Source organism: Klebsiella sp. CN_Kp104, from assembly GCF_040064515.1.
GTDB lineage: Bacteria > Pseudomonadota > Gammaproteobacteria > Enterobacterales > Enterobacteriaceae > Klebsiella > Klebsiella aerogenes.
The window spans coordinates 593,058-609,511 of the sequence record NZ_JBEAII010000002.1; the positions used below are offsets into that span (position 1 = coordinate 593,058).

General features: G+C 55.0%; 17 protein-coding genes and 2 pseudogenes. 6 read left to right on the forward strand and 13 right to left on the reverse strand.

Annotated elements, in window-relative coordinates; genetic code table 11:
- Nucleotides 1-34 precede the first annotated feature (34 nt).
- The gene (locus ABLU80_RS04835) at nt 35-1,150 is read right to left on the reverse strand and encodes a branched-chain amino acid ABC transporter substrate-binding protein (protein WP_032708138.1); all 1,116 of its coding nucleotides are present in this window, start codon (nt 1,148-1,150) and stop codon (nt 35-37) included.
- A 153-nt stretch (nt 1,151-1,303) separates the two neighbouring features.
- Entirely contained in the window at nt 1,304-1,435 is a 132-nt protein-coding gene (locus ABLU80_RS04840) for a hypothetical protein (RefSeq protein ID WP_015366472.1), read from the reverse strand.
- 276 nt (nt 1,436-1,711) lie between these two features.
- On the opposite strand from ABLU80_RS04840, the gene ABLU80_RS04845 reads away from it, so the two are divergent.
- Nucleotides 1,712-1,990 carry a hypothetical protein gene (locus ABLU80_RS04845; RefSeq protein WP_101743704.1) on the forward strand — a complete coding sequence of 93 codons (279 nt, stop codon included), beginning with the start codon at nt 1,712-1,714 and terminating at the stop codon, nt 1,988-1,990.
- A 53-nt stretch (nt 1,991-2,043) separates the two neighbouring features.
- A complete protein-coding gene (locus ABLU80_RS04850; protein WP_015366470.1) occupies nt 2,044-2,229 on the forward strand; it encodes a hypothetical protein in 186 nt (61 codons plus the stop codon).
- A gap of 13 nt (nt 2,230-2,242) precedes the next feature.
- Here ABLU80_RS04850 and ABLU80_RS04855 read toward each other — a convergent pair whose 3' ends face one another.
- Complete coding sequence (locus tag ABLU80_RS04855) at nt 2,243-2,551, reverse strand: monooxygenase (RefSeq protein WP_015705516.1); 309 nt, start codon at nt 2,549-2,551, stop codon at nt 2,243-2,245.
- 194 nt (nt 2,552-2,745) lie between these two features.
- Here ABLU80_RS04855 and ppk2 point away from each other — a divergent pair, with 194 nt between their 5' ends.
- From ppk2 to ABLU80_RS04870, 3 genes and pseudogenes are all read left to right on the forward strand, one after another.
- The gene (gene ppk2, locus ABLU80_RS04860; protein ID WP_348849776.1) at nt 2,746-3,564 is read left to right on the forward strand and encodes a polyphosphate kinase 2; all 819 of its coding nucleotides are present in this window, start codon (nt 2,746-2,748) and stop codon (nt 3,562-3,564) included.
- 187 nt (nt 3,565-3,751) lie between these two features.
- Nucleotides 3,752-3,937, forward strand: coding sequence for a hypothetical protein (locus ABLU80_RS04865; protein WP_020078700.1), 186 nt, complete (start codon nt 3,752-3,754; stop codon nt 3,935-3,937).
- Nucleotides 3,934-4,259: pseudogene (locus ABLU80_RS04870) on the forward strand (CcdB family protein). The gene ABLU80_RS04865 and the pseudogene ABLU80_RS04870 overlap by 4 nt, the downstream one beginning before the upstream one ends.
- Before the next feature lie 51 nt (nt 4,260-4,310).
- On the opposite strand, the gene fdnI reads toward ABLU80_RS04870, so the two are convergent.
- The 3 genes from fdnI to fdnG are packed head-to-tail and all read right to left on the reverse strand — an operon-like array spanning nt 4,311 to nt 8,903.
- The gene (gene fdnI, locus ABLU80_RS04875) at nt 4,311-4,967 is read right to left on the reverse strand and encodes a formate dehydrogenase-N subunit gamma (protein ID WP_032708142.1); all 657 of its coding nucleotides are present in this window, start codon (nt 4,965-4,967) and stop codon (nt 4,311-4,313) included.
- Nucleotides 4,960-5,844 carry a formate dehydrogenase subunit beta gene (gene fdxH, locus ABLU80_RS04880; RefSeq protein ID WP_015366463.1) on the reverse strand — a complete coding sequence of 295 codons (885 nt, stop codon included), beginning with the start codon at nt 5,842-5,844 and terminating at the stop codon, nt 4,960-4,962. Before fdxH ends, fdnI begins: the two co-directional genes overlap by 8 nt.
- Nucleotides 5,845-5,855: 11 nt before the next feature.
- Nucleotides 5,856-8,903 (reverse strand): formate dehydrogenase-N subunit alpha, encoded by a 3,048-nt coding sequence (gene fdnG / locus ABLU80_RS04885; protein ID WP_213198532.1) that lies wholly within the window; start codon nt 8,901-8,903, stop codon nt 5,856-5,858.
- A 224-nt stretch (nt 8,904-9,127) separates the two neighbouring features.
- On the opposite strand from fdnG, the gene yddG reads away from it, so the two are divergent.
- On the forward strand, nt 9,128-10,006 hold the full coding sequence (gene yddG, locus ABLU80_RS04890) for an aromatic amino acid DMT transporter YddG (protein WP_015705524.1): 879 nt from the start codon (nt 9,128-9,130) through the stop codon (nt 10,004-10,006).
- Here the strand turns inward: yddG and ABLU80_RS04895 are convergent.
- The 7 genes and pseudogenes from ABLU80_RS04895 to ABLU80_RS04925 all read right to left on the reverse strand — a co-directional run bounded on the left by ABLU80_RS04895 (nt 10,003) and on the right by ABLU80_RS04925 (nt 16,251).
- Complete coding sequence (locus ABLU80_RS04895; RefSeq protein WP_063444922.1) at nt 10,003-10,776, reverse strand: 1,6-dihydroxycyclohexa-2,4-diene-1-carboxylate dehydrogenase; 774 nt, start codon at nt 10,774-10,776, stop codon at nt 10,003-10,005. The two genes, yddG and ABLU80_RS04895, sit on opposite strands and share 4 nt — an antisense overlap.
- A 9-nt stretch (nt 10,777-10,785) precedes the next feature.
- The gene (gene benC, locus ABLU80_RS04900; protein WP_348849777.1) at nt 10,786-11,802 is read right to left on the reverse strand and encodes a benzoate 1,2-dioxygenase electron transfer component BenC; all 1,017 of its coding nucleotides are present in this window, start codon (nt 11,800-11,802) and stop codon (nt 10,786-10,788) included.
- Between the two features lie 9 nt (nt 11,803-11,811).
- Nucleotides 11,812-12,297, reverse strand: coding sequence for a benzoate 1,2-dioxygenase small subunit (benB, locus tag ABLU80_RS04905; protein WP_020078694.1), 486 nt, complete (start codon nt 12,295-12,297; stop codon nt 11,812-11,814).
- Nucleotides 12,297-13,679 carry a Rieske 2Fe-2S domain-containing protein gene (locus tag ABLU80_RS04910; protein ID WP_020078693.1) on the reverse strand — a complete coding sequence of 461 codons (1,383 nt, stop codon included), beginning with the start codon at nt 13,677-13,679 and terminating at the stop codon, nt 12,297-12,299. The genes benB and ABLU80_RS04910 overlap by 1 nt, the downstream gene beginning before the upstream one ends.
- A gap of 111 nt (nt 13,680-13,790) precedes the next feature.
- The gene (gene catA, locus ABLU80_RS04915) at nt 13,791-14,717 is read right to left on the reverse strand and encodes a catechol 1,2-dioxygenase (RefSeq protein WP_015366455.1); all 927 of its coding nucleotides are present in this window, start codon (nt 14,715-14,717) and stop codon (nt 13,791-13,793) included.
- A gap of 68 nt (nt 14,718-14,785) precedes the next feature.
- Nucleotides 14,786-15,076 (reverse strand): muconolactone Delta-isomerase, encoded by a 291-nt coding sequence (gene catC, locus ABLU80_RS04920; protein ID WP_015366454.1) that lies wholly within the window; start codon nt 15,074-15,076, stop codon nt 14,786-14,788.
- Between the two features lie 12 nt (nt 15,077-15,088).
- Nucleotides 15,089-16,251: pseudogene (locus ABLU80_RS04925) on the reverse strand (muconate cycloisomerase family protein).
- Nucleotides 16,252-16,454: the final 203 nt, after the last annotated feature.

Below are 16,454 nucleotides of genomic sequence, written 5' to 3' on the forward strand. Positions count from 1 at the left end.
CTGATGAGGGCGTTATGCGCACTACAATCCCGGGTTACAGCTGATGATATTTGCCTTTATCATCCCATTGATAAACCACGTAATCCGATACTTTCAGGTCGCCTTTGCCATCCCAGTCCTTTTTCCCCATCACGGTATCGACGCTGTGGTTTTTCAGCCATTCGCTGGCTTTGGCATTATCGGTACCGGCGGCGTTATAGGCGGCGGCGATAGCCTGAATGGAAGCATAGGCGTAAAGGGTATAGCCCTCCGGTTCAAAACCGCTGGCGCGGAATTTGTCGATCACCGCTTTACCTTCTGGAATGGTGCGCGGATCCTTACCGAAGGTCATTAACACACCATTAGTAAACTGCGGCCCGCCCGCGGCGGTAACCAACTCTTCGGTCACCACGCAGTCGCCGGAGAAGAACTTAGCCTGGACGCCCTGCTCGCGCATCTGGCGCACCAGCGGGCCGGCTTCCGGATGACAGCCGCCAAAATAAACCACATCCGGTTTCAGGGCGCCGATTTTGGTTACCAGGGCATTGAAATCTTTTTCCCCACGGGATAAGCCTTCATACAACACCTCTTTCGTCCCGCGTTTCGCGAGCGCCGCGCGCGTCGCATCGGCTAAGCCCTGACCGTAGGTATCTTTATCGTGAATGACGGCGATCTTCTTCGCCTTCAGCACATCCAGCATGTAGTTGGCGGCAATCACCCCTTGCTGGTCATCGCGCCCGCACATGCGGAACATATCTTTCATTCCGCGTTCGGTGATCTGCGGATTGGTGGAGCCCGGCGTGATGGTCAGGATCCCGGCTTCGTCATAGACCTCGGAGGCGGGCATCGTCGAGGAAGAGCAGAAATGGCCCACCACCGCCGAGACGCCGGAATCATCAACCAGGCGGTTAGCCACCGCCACTGCCTGCTTGGGTTCACAGGCATCATCGCCCTGCACCAGCACAATTTTTTCGCCTTTAATTCCCCCGGCGGCATTAATATCCGCCGCCGCCTGCGATGCCCCTTTCCAGTATTGGGCGCCATAGGTCGCATTCGGCCCGGTAAATGGGCCGGCCACGCCAATCTTCACATCCGCCTGTGCATAAAATGCCGCGCTCAAACAACCTGCTATTGCAAAATGCAGAGTCAACTTTTTAAGTTTTAAAGACATTCGGATAGTCCTCAGCGATATCGAACAGACGCCATAAACTGGCGCAGTAAAAACCACTTACAGCGTAACGTGCCAATGCTGGAATAAGCCGTAGCGGCTTCGGTAGATAAAGCAAAAAACCCGCCAGGAAGAGAGGTATCGCCAGATCGATTACTAATAGTCGCGTAGCGTGACCGCAATCGGTACCACCCCGGCGATGCGCCAGTCTTTACAGGTCAGGAGGTCTGTTGCCGTCACGTGGCCTGCCGGGAACGCTGGTGTCCATACCGACAGTGAGCTAAACATAGAACGTCTTTAGCAACCTTGCGCACCGGGCTGGTGCAAAAGTGCGGAGATGATCAAAACTAGTGAAAATTTTGCTGCATTAATGTGAAATTAATAACGAGGGCATGGGGAATGCTCGGCAATACAGGCAACTACCATAAAGAATTACCGAGGAGTAGCAACTTTATGCTGCCAGATGGCGTTTGCGCTTTGAAACATTAACTTCTTTTACGTATTATCTTAAGCCTTGTTTTTTTACCTGCCGCCGTGGCGGGTTTTGCCTCATGGATGAAAATCATGACTTTAAAAAAATTAATTATTATTGCCTTCAGCGCGCTTTCTATTAACGCCTGCGCCTTCGCGGCGGGGAGTCTCGCCGACCAGTTACACTATACGCCGCCGGAACCGGCAGACCTTGCCGCTAATCCACCTACAGAATCGCCTGAATCGAAAACGGAACAACCAACATTAACGATGACCCCCGACGTTAACGCCTACACCTATTACAACGAAAAGGTGAACCCCGTTACCAATGATATTGACCGTATTGAACAAGGCGGCGTCGTCGAATTCTGATTTATACCGGCGCATTGTTCGCGCCGATAAACGTTGACCATGGAGTATTCGCCATGATGAAGGATTATCTGATCATCGCCTGGATTACTATTGTCGCCTGCTGGCCCATTACGTTACCGGTGTTAGCCGTGGTCGCGGGAATACTTTTCTATTCCCGCCATCGCGTGGCGGGTGTTGTGGTATCCGGGCTGTTTATCCTCGAAGCCGTGGCGGCATGGCAATTTGAGCGCTATATGTAACCACGGTCTCATATTAATTGAGCGGCCCGTGGTTAATCTGGCTGAGTGGTAAATTGACGTCGAAAATCTTGTAGAACATCTCCTGCACGCCAAATTGCCGCAGGCGTGCGGCGTGTTTTTTCGCATAAGCCTGCGCGCTCTGTTCATCTTCGAACAGATATATGCCGCCGGCTTCCTGCGTGGCGCTATTCTCAGTCCAGATCTTCCAGATAAAACCGGGCTCCTGGTTAATAGATTGCGCGAGTTCGGCTAATTGCGTCGACATTTCATCGCCAAACGGTCCGCTAAAAGCAAAGTGCACTTGCAGAAGTTTATTCGACATACTCTCTCCCTGAATGATTTTAGTAAATTGACGAGACTATCCTACCCGATTCCTCATTAATCAACAGTGAGTTGATGCGCTTAATGGCTATCTTGCGCCCTCCACTGGATGAGAAGTTTTCCGCCGCTTTGCCTGGCTCTGATTACACTTTAAACAGCGACCTGCCTTTCAGGCCACCACGCATGAGGACAGCCATGGGAAACAAGAAGAAAGCCGTTGCGCCCGTCATAGCCGCCAAAACGGAGCCGTTAAGCGAGAAAGAATATCAGCAGGCATTGCGTAAACTGCACGTCGAGTTGGTCAAGCTACAGCGGTGGGTCGTGCATAAAGGGCTTAAGGTATGCATCGTCTTCGAGGGTCGCGATGGCGCCGGCAAAGGCGGCACCATCAAAGCGATAACCGAACGCGTCAGCCCGCGGGTTTTCCGCGTCGTCGCCCTGCCCGCGCCAACCGAGCGCGAACGCAGCCAGCTCTATTTTCAACGTTATATCAAACATCTTCCCGCCGCCGGCGAGATAGTGATTTTCGATCGCAGCTGGTACAACCGGGCCGGCGTTGAGCGGGTGATGGGATTTTGTACCGAGGAGGAGGTGCAAAAATTCCTCGACGGCGCGCCAATGGTGGAGAGAGGGATGGTTGATTCCGGCATTATTTTACTGAAATACTGGCTGGAGGTGACGCCGCAGGAGCAAGAACGGCGCCTGCGCGACCGTATCGATGATGGGCGCAAAATCTGGAAGCTATCGCCGATGGATATAAAATCCTTCAACCGCTGGGATGACTACACCACAGCGCGCGATGCGATGTTTGCCGCCACCGATACCGCCTGGGCGCCGTGGTTTGTCGCCCGTTCGGAAGATAAAAAACGCGTACGCCTGAATATTATTACCCATTTGCTTTCGCAGATCCCCTACGAGTCTCTGCCAACGGAACACATTACCTTACCGAAACGCAAAATTGGCAAAGTGAAACCGACCCATTTTCCTTTCCGGTTTATTCCTGAGAAATTTTGAATGAATAGCTTTATCACCTTTGCGCAGTATTACCCCTGCGCAAAGGATTATTACAATAAACGTTAATATTTCATCTGTTGCGTTGCGCTGGAATCCGCCTCGCAAAATAAATATTAAAATTACTGCTGAGGTTTATTTTTAAGTGAGTAAAGAGAATAATCACTGAACCACCAGCAAGGAGCCTACGATGAAAAGTAATACGCTACGTAAAAGATGTACTGACGTGCCAACCCGGAAGGAGTCAGCGCAGGCAGGAAAGGATTTACGAGAAGCCGATAAGCAGCGACAGCATAAGGAATTCATCGCCGCAATGAATGAATTTATTGCAAAAACAGGTACTCTCACAGATGATGAATTTTTCAGGGTACTATGATGCTTGAACAATTCAATGTCTATCGAAATTGTTCTGCGCAAACAAATAACACCCTGCCGTATTATATGATAGTGCAGAATGATTACTATGCTGACCTGGCCACTAGAGTCATTATTCCTTTAATGCGGGCGCGACAGTTACCTCGTTGACATCAGCATGTCGCCCCAAGGATAAATATAGAGTTTGACAGCTTTTTACTTTGTACGCCGATGATCAGTAATTTAAATAATAAACGAATCCAGCCACAGGATTTCGTATGTATCTGAGTTGTGCGCGTCAGGGGGTGATTGATTCAATCGATACACTTATCACTAACTGCTGAATGCCGGGAGCCCGCCCCAATATCTTCGGAGCGGGTTTCCCCCGTAAAGGCTTACTTCATTCCCTCACGGCTCTCTTTTTGCGCTTCCAGGCGTTCGACATCGCGATACCAGCGCGGGTGATGTTTCTTCGCCCAACGGCGGCTCACCTTGCCTTCGATCATGCCCTTAATCGACCCTTTGACCCAGAATGCCATATACATATGGATGAGGATCGCGTGGATCAGGATAATCGCCGAAGTGGCGTGTATCAGCAGGCTGTAACGAATAACCGGTATCGGGAAATATTCCGCAAAATATGGGCGCCAGATAATCACCCCGGTCACCAGCAGCACAAAAATCATGCTCATAATGGTCCAGAACATCATCTTCTGCCCGGCGTTATATTTACCGACGCGCGCGACCTTATGTTCATTGCCTTTTAGAACCTCCACGATGCCTTTCAGCCAGGGGATATCCTGTTTATCAGGGATATTGTGGTGGACAAAACGCACAAACATAAACATCAGCGCGACAAAAATCAGCACCCCGAAAAACGGGTGCAGGATACGCCCCATCTGCGGTGTGCCGAAGGTTTCCGTCAACCATTGTAGGGTCGGGAAGAAAAACGAAATCCCCGACAGCGCCACCAGGAAGAAACAGATAACCACCGTCCAGTGACAGGCGCGGTCGATAAATTTGGTGCGCACTATCATTTTCGATTTATTCATCATGCTCCTCCTCATCGTCATCAACTTCCTTGTTCGGCCCGATACCGATGTAGTGGTAAATCAGCCCGGCAAAGGTGGCAATAAAGCCCGCCGCCGACAGCGGTTTCAGCGCCCCCTTCCACAGATTGATACTGGTATCGATCTGCGGCGCTTTCGGCAGCTTGTGATACAGCTCCGGCTGGTCGGCATGATGCAGTACGTACATCACGTGGGTGCCGCCTACGCCCTGCGGGTTGTAGATCCCGGCGTTGGCATAACCGCGTTTTTTAAGCTTATCCACCCGCTCCTGCGCCACTTCCAGCATCTCTTTTTTCGTGCCGAAGTGGATTGCGCCGGTAGGACAGGTTTTCACGCAGGCCGGTTCCTGACCGACGCTGACCCTATCCACACACAGCGTGCATTTATAAACCCGGTTATCCTCTTTATTGAGGCGCGGAATATTAAACGGACACCCGGCAATGCAGTAGCCGCAACCAATGCAGTTTTCCTGCTGGAAATCGACGATGCCGTTGGCATACTGAATAATCGCCCCGGCGGACGGGCAGGCTTTCAGGCAGCCTGGCTCTTCGCAGTGCATACAGCCATCTTTGCGGATAAGCCATTCCAGCTTGCCGTTCTGTTCGGTCTCGCTAAAGCGCATTACCGTCCAGGATTTAGCGCTGAGATCCGCCGGGTTGTCGTACACGCCGACGCAGTGCCCCACTTCATCGCGAATGTCATTCCACTCGGAACAGGCCACCTGGCAGGCTTTACAACCCACGCAGGAGGAGACATCGATAAGCTTGGCGACTTCCGCCTTATAGTCCCGCGCGCGTGGCGCGGGAGTTATCGGGTTGGTCGCGGAGCGTTTAATAATGTCTTGTGTTTCCATCGCCATTTAATCGCTCCTTACGCTTTCTCAATGTTGACCAGAAACGCCTTATACTCCGGCGTTTGCGAGTTGGAATCGCCGACGTTAGGCGTCAGGGTGTTGGCGATGTAGCCTTTACGCGCCACACCTTCAAAGCCCCAGTGCAGCGGGATACCGACGGTTTCTACCTGCTGGCCGTTGACGTTCAGCGTGCGCAGTCGACGGGTCACTACGGCAACCGCGCGAATAAAGCCACGCTTGCTGCTGACTTTCACCCAGTCACCATTAGCGATACCTTTGCTTTTCGCCAGCCCTTCGCTGATTTCGACAAACTGTTCCGGCTGCGCAATCGCATTGAGCAGCGCGTGCTTGGTCCAGGTATGGAAGTGTTCGGTCAGACGATAGGTAGTACCGACATACGGGAACTTATCCTTCTTACCTAAGCGAATGGCGTCATCTTCGTATAAACGCACCACCGGGCTGGAGACCACATTGGGGTGCAGCGGGTTGGTGCCAAGCGGCGTTTCCATCGGCTCGTAGTGTTCCGGGAACGGCCCTTCCGCCAGTTTATCGAGCGCAAACAGGCGCCCAAGCCCCTCTTGCTGCATGATAAACGGCCCGGTGCTGCTCCCCGGCGGCGCGGTATTGAAGTCCGGAATATCATTACCGACCCACTTACTGCCGTTCCACTGGATCAGCATCCGCTTCGCATCCCACGGCTTGCCATTAATGTCGGCTGAAGCGCGGTTATACAGCACGCGGCGATTGAGCGGCCAGGCCCAGGCCCATCCCAGTGTATTACCAAGCCCCGAAGGATCGGCGTTATCGCGATTCGCCATCTGGTTACCCTGCTCGGTCCAGCAGCCGGTGTAGATCCAGCAGGACGACGCGGTGCTGCCGTCATCGCGCAGCAGCGCGAAGCTATTCAGCAACTCTCCTTTTTTCGCCAGCAGCACCCCATTACCATCGTAGAGATCCGCCAGCGCATAGCCGTTGTTCTCTTTTGCTACTTCTTCCGATTCCGGATGATCTGGCTGCTTATAGCTCCAGCTCATGTTCAGCAGCGGTTCCGCGCCCTTACCGCCTTCGCGACGGTACAGCTCACGTAGACGGTGATAGATCCCGGCAAGAATTTCGCCATCGTTGCGCGCTTCGCCCGGCGCGTCCTGGCCTTTCCAGTGCCACTGCAGCCAGCGCCCGGAGTTGGCGATCGAGCCATCCTCTTCGGCAAAGCAGGTCGACGGCAGACGGAAGACTTCGGTCTGAATCGCGGTCGGGTCGACATCATTAGACTCGCCGTGGTTCTGCCAGAAGGTGGAGGTTTCGGTCACCAGAGGGTCGATAACCACCATATATTTCAGCTTACTGAGGCTACGCACCACTTTGTTTTTGTCCGGGAAGGATGCTACCGGATTGAAACCCTGGCAGATATAGCCGGTGACGTTGCCGTTATCCATCATATTGAAGTACTTGATAACGTCGTAGGCCTGATCCCATTTCGGCAACCAGTTGAAGCCCCAGTCATTCTCTTTCTGCGCCGCATCGCCGTAGAACGATTTCATCAGGCTGACGAAGAATTTCGGGTAGTTGCTCCAGTAGTTCACCTGGTCGGCCAGCGTCGCTTTTGGCGTGTTGGCGCTAAGATAACTTTGCAGATCGCTCTGTTTATCTGACGGCAGCGTCAAATAACCCGGCAGACTGGTCGACAACAGGCCCAAATCGGTCAGACCCTGAATATTGGAGTGTCCGCGCAGGGCGTTGACGCCGCCGCCTGCCATACCCATGTTGCCGAGCAGCAGCTGGATCATCGCCATGGTGCGGATGTTCTGCGCGCCGACGGTGTGCTGCGTCCAGCCCAGCGCATACAGGAAGGTGGTGGTGCGATCAGCGACGCTGGTTGAAGCCAGCACCTCGCACACTTTGAGGAAGTCTTCTTTCGGCGTACCGCAGATGTTTTCGACCACTTCCGGCGTGTAGCGGGAAACGTGCTGCTTGAGCAGATTCCACACGCAGCGCGGATGGCTGAGCGTTTCATCGCGTTTCGCGTAGCCATTTTCATCGAACTGGTAGTTCCAGGACGATTTATCATACTGGCGCTTTTCCGCATCGTAGCCGCTGAACAGGCCATCTTCGAAGGTAAAATCATCCCGCACCAGCAGGCTGGCGTTGGTGTAATGCTTAACGTACTCGGCATTGATCTTATTATTTTCGATCAGGTACAGCAGCACGCCCGACAGGAACGTAATGTCGGTACCGGAACGAATCGGCGCATAGATATCGGCCACCGACGCGGTACGCGTAAAGCGTGGGTCGACGACGATAAGCGTGGCATCGTTATTGTTCTTCGCTTCCATCGCCCAGCGGAATCCCACCGGATGCGCTTCCGCGGCGTTGCCGCCCATCACCATCACGACGTTAGCGTTTTTGATATCAACCCAGTGGTTGGTCATCGCACCGCGACCAAATGTTGGAGCAAGACTTGCTACCGTTGGTCCGTGTCAGACGCGCGCCTGGTTGTCTACCGCCAGCATGCCGAGTGAGCGCACAAATTTTTGCGTCAGCATGCCGGTCTCATTACTCGCCGCCGAGGCGCACAGCATCCCGGTGGAAAGCCAGCGGTTAACCGTCACGCCCTGCTCGTTCTTTTCAATAAAGTTGGCGTCGCGGTCGGCCTTCATCAATTTGGCGATGCGGTTAAAAGCTTCATCCCAGGAGATGCGCTGCCATTTATCCGAGCCCGGAGCACGGTATTGCGGATACCGCAGGCGGTTTTCGCTGTGGACGTAGTCCAGCAGACCGGCGCCTTTCGGGCAAAGGGCGCCGCGGCTTACCGGATGATCCGGATCCCCTTCGATATGATAAATCGCTTCTTTGGCGTTTTTCGCGCCGTCGCCCAGGCTATACATTAATAGCCCGCAGCCCACGGAGCAGTAAGTGCAGGTGTTGCGGATCTCTTTTGCGCGCAGCAATTTGAAATTGCGTGCCTGAGCCAGCGCCATTTTCGGGGCAAAGCCCAGTGCAGCAGCTGTTGTTCCGGCCATACCGCCTGCGCAGATTTTAAAAAACTTTCTGCGGCTGACGTCCATTGATTCCTCCATGCAGGATGTTTGTTCATCGCGCGGAGGAAACTAACAGCAATATCCCTTTTTTTATTGCGTCAAATCAAGGTCGCCAACGCTCGCCCCCTTAAGAGTCAGCGGCGACGAGTTTGACTAACCCCAAAGAGTTATGCGAAGCGGAAAAGATCGACCGCCGGGAGGCAAAAGATGTTATAAATTCCGGCTGCATTTGAGTCATTATCGGGTTAAACATGGAAAAAAAGAGAGCGACGTCAATCGGCTTCGCCGCCATTATCTTATGGAGCACGATGGTCGGTTTGATCCGCGGCGTTAGCGAAGGGCTTGGCCCTGTCGGCGGCGCGGCGATGATTTATAGCCTGAGCGGCCTGCTGCTCATTTTCACCGTCGGCTTTCCCAACCTGCGCCAAATCCCGCGCCGCTATCTGTTGGCCGGCAGCGTGCTGTTTGTCAGCTACGAGATCTGCCTCGCCCTGTCGCTGGGTTTCGCCGCCACCCGCCAGCAGGCTATCGAAGTGGGGATGGTCAATTATCTGTGGCCCAGCCTGACCATTTTGTTCGCCATTCTTTTTAACGGTCAGAAAAGTAGCTGGCTGGTGATCCCCGGCTTATTGCTGGCGCTGTTCGGCGTGAGCTGGGTGCTCGGCGGCGAGCATGGACTCAACCTTGATGAAATTATCAATAACGTCATCTCCAGCCCGCTAAGCTACTTTCTGGCATTTATCGGCGCGTTTATCTGGGCGGCCTACTGCACGGTGACCGCGAAATATGCCAAAGGCAAAAATGGCATTACCCTCTTCGTCTTATTAACGGCGCTCACCCTGTGGCTGAAATTTTTTGCCAGCGCGCAGCCGCCGATGCTGTTCAGTTGGCCGGTAGTCATTAAGCTGATTACGGTCTCCGTGGCGCTGGGGCTAGCCTACGCGGCATGGAACGTTGGCATCCTGCACGGCAACGTCAGCCTGCTGGCGGCGGCGTCGTACTTCACGCCTGTACTCTCTTCCGCGCTGGCGGCGGTGCTGCTCAGCGCCGCGCTCTCATGGTCATTCTGGCAGGGAGCCGGGATGGTGTGTCTCGGCTCCCTGCTCTGCTGGTATGCCACTCGCCGCTAGCCGAGATCGCCGCCCGCCACCGGTATCGTTACGCCGGTGATATAGCTGGCCTCATCGCTGGCGAGAAACAGGATCGCATTCGCCTGTTCCGCCAGCGTGCCGTAACGGTGCATCAGGCTGCTCGCCACCGTCTGATCGACAACCTGCTGATACCACGCCTTTTCCTGCTCGCTCGGCAGCTCTTCGTTGCGCGGCGTCAGGCGCGGCGGCGCCTCCGTACCGCCCGGCGCGACGGCGTTAATCCGAATGCCGCTGCCGCTGTACTCCATGGCAATCGAGCGGGTCAGCGCATTCACGCCTCCCTTCGCCGCCGAATAAGGCACCCGGTTCACCCCTGCCGTCGCCACCGACGAGATATTGACGATGCTGCCTTTCCCCTGCTTCAGCATCCAGGGGAGCGCCGCGCGGCAGCCCCACAAGGTAGGGAACAGCGAGCGGCGGATCTCTTTCTCAATTTGTTCTGGCTGATACTCGGCGAAAGGTCGCGCCCAGATGGTGCCGCCGATGTTGTTGATGAGCACGTCGAGGCGGCCAAAATGCGCGACCCCGGCGGCAAACGCCTGTTCAGTACTCTGCCACTGCTCAAGGTCAGCCTCCAGCGCCAGTACCTGACTTCCGGCCTGGGCTAAAACGGCAGCCAGTTCGTGTACGTAAGGCGAGCGGTCAATCAGCAACAGGGCGGCGCCTTCAGTTGCCGCCTGCTCCGCGGTCTGCCTGCCAATCCCCTGCGCCGCGCCGGTGATAGCGACGACTTTATCGGTAAAACGCATTATGCCTCCTTATGCCGCCGCGCTCTGGCTGGCGATAAATTTCTCATACCAGAACCCTGCCGGGGAAATTCCCCTTTCGCGCAGTGCCGTGGCGACCGCATTCACCATCGGCGGCGGTCCGCAAAGATAGATGTCAACGTCGCCGTTATTCAGCATCGCGTCATCGAGATGTTCAGTCACAAAGCCGCGCTGCGGGCAGGAACTGCTTTCATCCGCCACCACCGGCAGCCATCGATACCCCGTAAGCTGTTGAGCAAAGGTGTCCAGCGCATCGGTTTTCACCAGATCGCCGTCACGGGTCACCCCGTACAGTAGCGTTACCGGACGCTGACTACCCTGTGTCTGCAGGGTGTGTAACATAGACAGCAGCGGCGCCAGCCCGGTACCGCCCGCCAGCATGAGCAGCGGGCGTTCGCCGCTGCGCAAATAGAAGCTGCCCATGGGGCCGCTGAGGGTCAGGCGATCGCCGGGCCGCGCCTGCTGGGTTAACCACTGGCTCATCATGCCGCCAGGCACGTTACGAATCAGAAAACGCCCTTCGAGAGAACCCGGCAGCGAGATGAATGAATAGGCGCGCACATGAGTCGTGCCCGGCACCTGAATATTGATATATTGCCCCGGCAGAAAAGCCAGCGGCTCATCCAGCGCGATCACCAGTTCGATGGCGGTATCGGACAGTAAATTCACCTGTCGCACCTGCGCCCCGGTGTTGGTCAGCGCGGTTTTACACTGCGCGGCGGCCACCGGCACATCGATCACACAATCGCTGGTCGGGACCATCTGGCAGGTCAGCACCTGGCGAGCCTGCGCCTCGTCGTCGCTTAACGCCTCGTCGAGATAATCTTCACCCAGATCGTATTCACCGCTGGCGCAGTGGCATTTGCAGGTGCCGCAAACGCCGTCCGAACAGTCCATCGGCAGGTTAACCTTCTGACGATAGGCCGCATCCAGCACCTTCTCCCCGGCATGGCATTGAATAAAGCGGGTAATGCCGTCCTCAAAATTAAGAGCAATATTAAAAGTCATAAGCGCCTCTTAAATGTGGTAAACGTCGATAACCTGACGGATATAGTCGTTATTCAGGCGTACCGTTTTACGAACGATCTGCGGCCTGCCGTCCTGCTCAATTAGCGTGCAGCAGGTAGAGCCAAAATAGGCATCCGTGTGTTGATAGCGATGGCTCCACGTAACCCAGTTGTAGCGCACCGCAAGCCCCTCCTCGCTTTCGCCCATCAGCTCGACATTGCTGATAATGTGCGTGGTGCGCGGTTCCGGCGTGCTGGCGCCGGAACGCTCGGTTTTAATGCGATAGACGCGATCTTCCAGTCCTTCCCGGTTGGGATAGTAGATAAGGGAAATCTCTTTTTGCGGGTCGCGTGTCAGCTGATCATCGTCGCCCCATGCCGGCATCCAGTAGACCACCTGCGGGCTGTAACAGCTCAGCCACTCATCCCACTGACGGTCATCTAACAGACGGGCTTCGTAATAGAGAAACTGGCGAACTTGTTCGAGATTCAACATCAGGCCACCTCCACGCGCTGGGTAATGGACTGGTCGTAACGCTGTTGTTCCTGTTCCAGCGCCGCCAGCATGACCGTTTGCCAATGGTGATGATGGGCGATATACAGCGCTTCATCTTCCGATTTCACCCCGCTTAGCCGCGGCGTAAAGCCCGCATGCCTGGCGTGTTCATCCGGGCCGTCGACCCAACGTAGCGCGCCGCGGCTGAGGTCGCTCCATGCCAGATTTTCGCCAAGATAGCCGCGCTGACAGGCGCTGAACTCTTCCAGATCGTCCGGCGTCCCCATCCCGCTGACGTTAAAGAAATCTTCGTACTGGCGGATCCGTAGCGCCCGCGCCTGGTCGGCTTCGCCTTTAGGCGCAAAGCACCAAATGGTGACTTCGGTTTTATCGACCGCAATCGGGCGGATCACGCGGATCTGGGTAGAAAACTGATCCATCAGATAGACGTTGGGGTACAGGCACAGGTTGCGGGTTTCATTGACCATCTGGTCGGCGCGTAGTTCGCCGAATTCCGCCTGCAGACGCTCGCGGTGGGCATAGACCGGGCGCACTTCCGGGTTCAGCGCCCGGGTCCACAGCAACATGTGGCCATTGTCAAAACCGTAGCCGCCGCCGACGCTCTTTGACCAACCGTTGGCGTCAACCGCATGCGTCCCTTCCGCTTCATAGTTGCGGCGTGACATGGTTGAGGCATAGTTCCAGTGCACCACGCTGACGTGATAACCATCGGCGCCGTTCTCTGCGCCCAGCTTCCAGTTGCCTTCGTAAACGTAGCTCGACGAGCCCTTCAGCACTTCCAGCCCTTCCGGCGCCTGATCGACGATCAGATCGATGATTTTGCTGGTTTCGCCGAGATACGCCTCCAGCGGCTGCACGTCGGCATTGAGGCTACCGAATAAGAAACCGCGGTAAGACTGAAAACGCGGCAGTTTTTGCAGATCGTGAGACCCTTCATGTTTGAAGGTGTCAGGATAGGCGCCGGTGCTCTCATCTTTGGCTTTTAATAATTTGCCGTTATTGCTGAAGGTCCAGCCGTGGAACGGACAGGTAAACGAATTTTTATTCCCGGTTTTGCGTCGGCATAACATGGCGCCGCGGTGGGCGCAGCTATTAATTAATGCATGCAATTCATTCTTTTTATCACGGGTAATAATAACCGGCTGCCGTCCCAGCGTCAGGGTATAATAATCTCCCGGCTCGGCAATCTGGCTTTCATGGGCAAGAAAAACCCAATTTCCTTCGAAGATATGTTTCATTTCAAAATCAAACAACTGCTGGTCGGTAAATATAGAGCGGTGGCAACGGTAAATATGATTTTCACGGTCGACAATTAACGCGTTGTTAATTTTGTCTTTAAGCGCTGATAGCGTTTTTTGCATGAGTTAACTCCTCCTGCAGGATTCAGGATTAAAGATATTTGGCGAATGTGGTGACTATCGGGTGTAGAGCGCGGCCCGGGCCAGCAGCGTGACCGGGGCCGCTAAAGCAGATTACTCTTTGGCGCGCAGACGGGCGCCGCGATGCTCTTCGTCGGGGCTCAGCGCTTTACAGAGGGTGAAATCAAAGCGCACTTCGGTATGCTCGCCGTCCAGTTCACGCTGTGCAATCGTCTCGCGGTCGCTCACTTTCACCGGGTCGGCAATCAGACCATCGCGGGTGGCAAAGGCAAAATCATCCCACAGGTATTTGTCGCCGCTGAGGTTGATCTGGCTGGTCAGATGTTTATGGCCCGGCGCGGAGACGAAGAAGTGAATGTGCGCCGGACGGTTACCGTGGCGGCCTAACTGGTCCAGCAACTTCTGAGTTGGACCATCCGGCGGGCAGCCGTAGCCGGATGGCATGATACTGCGCACGCTATAGCGGCCATCGGCGCCGGTGCGAATACGACGACGCAGGTTGTAGTCGCTCTGGCTTTGATCGAAGAACGAGTAATTACCCAGGGTATTGGCGTGCCAGATATCAACGATGGCGTTAGCAATCGGCTGGCCCTGATTATCTTTAACCTGACCGTGCAGCCACATCACTTCGCCGGCATCGGTGCCATCATCCATGCGGGCATGGCTGTCGGCCAGCGGGGCATTGGCTACATACAGCGGCCCTTCGATGGTGCGCGGGGTACCGGTTTCACGATGCGCCGCCGCGTCGATAGCGTCCTGACGCAGGTCGAGGAAGTGCTCAAGACCAAGACCCGCCGCCAGCAGCGCCGCTTCCTGGCGCCCACCCAGCTCATGCAAATAGTTTACCGCGTGCCAGAACTCTTCTTCTGTGACGTTATAGTCATCGATCAGCGTGCAGATATTTTCCAGTAAACGGTGGACAATGGCTTTAAAGCGTTCATTACCGCCAGGGACATTTAAACCCGCGCCTTCACGTAATAATTTCTGCACGGCTTCTTGTTGTACGAAAGCATTACTCATAATTATTCTCTCTTATCATTGTAGGATATTTGCCGGGTGCCTCCGGCATGAGGTCGACGTTATTATTATTAGCTATCGTCTTCACGAATCGACGAGGGATGACGGCACAGCGCCTCTACGCGAATATCCATAAATGGATACAGCGGCAATCCCATTAAAATTTGATGCAGCTCTTCGGCATCTTTTACATCGAAAATGCTGACATTGGCGTAAAGACCGGCGACGCGCCAGATATGTCGCCATTTGCCTTCACGTTGTAATTGTTGCGAATAAGCTTTTTCGCGTTGTTTAATTTCATCCGCTTCGGCGGCAGGAAAACCGATCGGAATATTAACGGTCATATCAACTTTAAATAGCATTATTTTCTCCTGTTATGCTTTACGGGAATAGAAGCGCAGCTTGTCTTCATCCAGCTCCACCCCGAGCCCTGGCGTTTGCGGCAACACCACCTGACCGTCGGCAAAGGTCAGCGGAACGCTGACAATATCGTCTTTGAGTAGCAGCGGGCCGAACATCTCGGTTCCCCACTGCAGCGGCAATGTCGACCAGGCATGCAGAGAAGCAACGGTACCCACGGTCCCTTCCAGCATCGTGCCGCCATACAGGCCAACCCCCGCCGCCTGCGCGACGCGGGCCAGCGCCAGCACGCTATTCGGCCCGCCCGCTTTGGCGATCTTCAGCGCGTAAGCGCCGGTAAAGCCCTGCTGCGCCAGTTGATAACCATCGTATGCGGTCGCGACCGCTTCATCCGCCAGAATCGCGGTCTCGATTTGCTGGCTCAGGCGCACCAGCGCTGCATTGTCCTGCGCGCTCACCGGCTGTTCGATGAGATCGACCCCCATCGCCGCCAGCTCGCGGCAGCCTTTCGCGCCAGTGGCGGCATCCCAGGCCTGGTTAACGTCAACGCGAATGCTGGCGCGATCGCCTAAAGCTTCGACAATGGCGCGGGTATGGCGGAGATCGGTGGCTAATTCCCGCGCGCCAATTTTCAACTTGAATGCCTGATGGCGGCGCTCGGCTAACAGCTTTTCCCCTTCGGCAATATCTTTTGCGGTGTCGCCGCTGGCTAACGTCCACAGCACCGGCAACGACGTTTGCAGCGCGCCGCCGAGTAGCGCCGATACCGGTAAGCCTAAGGCTTTCCCCTGGGCGTCCAGCAGCGCGGTTTCAATGGCAGACTTTGCGAAAGTATTGCCTTTAATGGCGCTGTTCATACGCGCCGTCAGCGCATTCAGATTATCGGCCGGCTGCCCTTTCAGCAGCGGCGTCAAATAGTGGGTCAAGGCCGATGCGATAGCCTCCGGGCTCTCGACGCCGTAGCTCAGCCCGCCGATGGTCGTCGCTTCACCGATACCGCATACGCCATCGGAACGGGTAATGCGCACGATGACCAGCGTCTGGCAGCCCATGGTGGTCATCGATAATTTATGTGGCCGGATAGTCGGTACATCCACTAACCAGCTCTCAATGCGTTCTACGGTCGCAGTCATTTTTTGTTCCTGAAAGATGCATAACTTTTTGTACCCACATCCATAACGGGGATGTCTGTGCTTTGACAATAGGGTCCAGCCTGGCGGATGGTCAACGGCGATAATCGAAATGTTGTGCGATTATCGGCACGCTTGTTAAATTGCGGTTAATAATGTGATCGAGGTGGTAAAACAGGCACAATTCGGCGCGCCCTGGTTTGCGCGCGGTATAGTAATTCCCCGTGAGCTTTACGTTGCAACGGAGAAA

Bases quoted from the DNA above. Each gene is read 5' to 3' on its own strand.
- ABLU80_RS04835 (WP_032708138.1), bottom strand. From the start codon at position 1,150: ATGTCTTTAAAACTTAAAAAGTTGACTCTGCATTTTGCAATAGCAGGT.
- ABLU80_RS04840 (WP_015366472.1), bottom strand. From the start codon at position 1,435: ATGTTTAGCTCACTGTCGGTATGGACACCAGCGTTCCCGGCAGGCCAC.
- ABLU80_RS04845 (WP_101743704.1), top strand. From the start codon at position 1,712: ATGACTTTAAAAAAATTAATTATTATTGCCTTCAGCGCGCTTTCTATT.
- ABLU80_RS04850 (WP_015366470.1), top strand. From the start codon at position 2,044: ATGATGAAGGATTATCTGATCATCGCCTGGATTACTATTGTCGCCTGC.
- ABLU80_RS04855 (WP_015705516.1), bottom strand. From the start codon at position 2,551: ATGTCGAATAAACTTCTGCAAGTGCACTTTGCTTTTAGCGGACCGTTT.
- ppk2 (WP_348849776.1), top strand. From the start codon at position 2,746: ATGGGAAACAAGAAGAAAGCCGTTGCGCCCGTCATAGCCGCCAAAACG.
- ABLU80_RS04865 (WP_020078700.1), top strand. From the start codon at position 3,752: ATGAAAAGTAATACGCTACGTAAAAGATGTACTGACGTGCCAACCCGG.
- fdnI (WP_032708142.1), bottom strand. From the start codon at position 4,967: ATGAATAAATCGAAAATGATAGTGCGCACCAAATTTATCGACCGCGCC.
- fdxH (WP_015366463.1), bottom strand. From the start codon at position 5,844: ATGGCGATGGAAACACAAGACATTATTAAACGCTCCGCGACCAACCCG.
- yddG (WP_015705524.1), top strand. From the start codon at position 9,128: ATGGAAAAAAAGAGAGCGACGTCAATCGGCTTCGCCGCCATTATCTTA.
- ABLU80_RS04895 (WP_063444922.1), bottom strand. From the start codon at position 10,776: ATGCGTTTTACCGATAAAGTCGTCGCTATCACCGGCGCGGCGCAGGGG.
- benC (WP_348849777.1), bottom strand. From the start codon at position 11,802: ATGACTTTTAATATTGCTCTTAATTTTGAGGACGGCATTACCCGCTTT.
- benB (WP_020078694.1), bottom strand. From the start codon at position 12,297: ATGTTGAATCTCGAACAAGTTCGCCAGTTTCTCTATTACGAAGCCCGT.
- ABLU80_RS04910 (WP_020078693.1), bottom strand. From the start codon at position 13,679: ATGCAAAAAACGCTATCAGCGCTTAAAGACAAAATTAACAACGCGTTA.
- catA (WP_015366455.1), bottom strand. From the start codon at position 14,717: ATGAGTAATGCTTTCGTACAACAAGAAGCCGTGCAGAAATTATTACGT.
- catC (WP_015366454.1), bottom strand. From the start codon at position 15,076: ATGCTATTTAAAGTTGATATGACCGTTAATATTCCGATCGGTTTTCCT.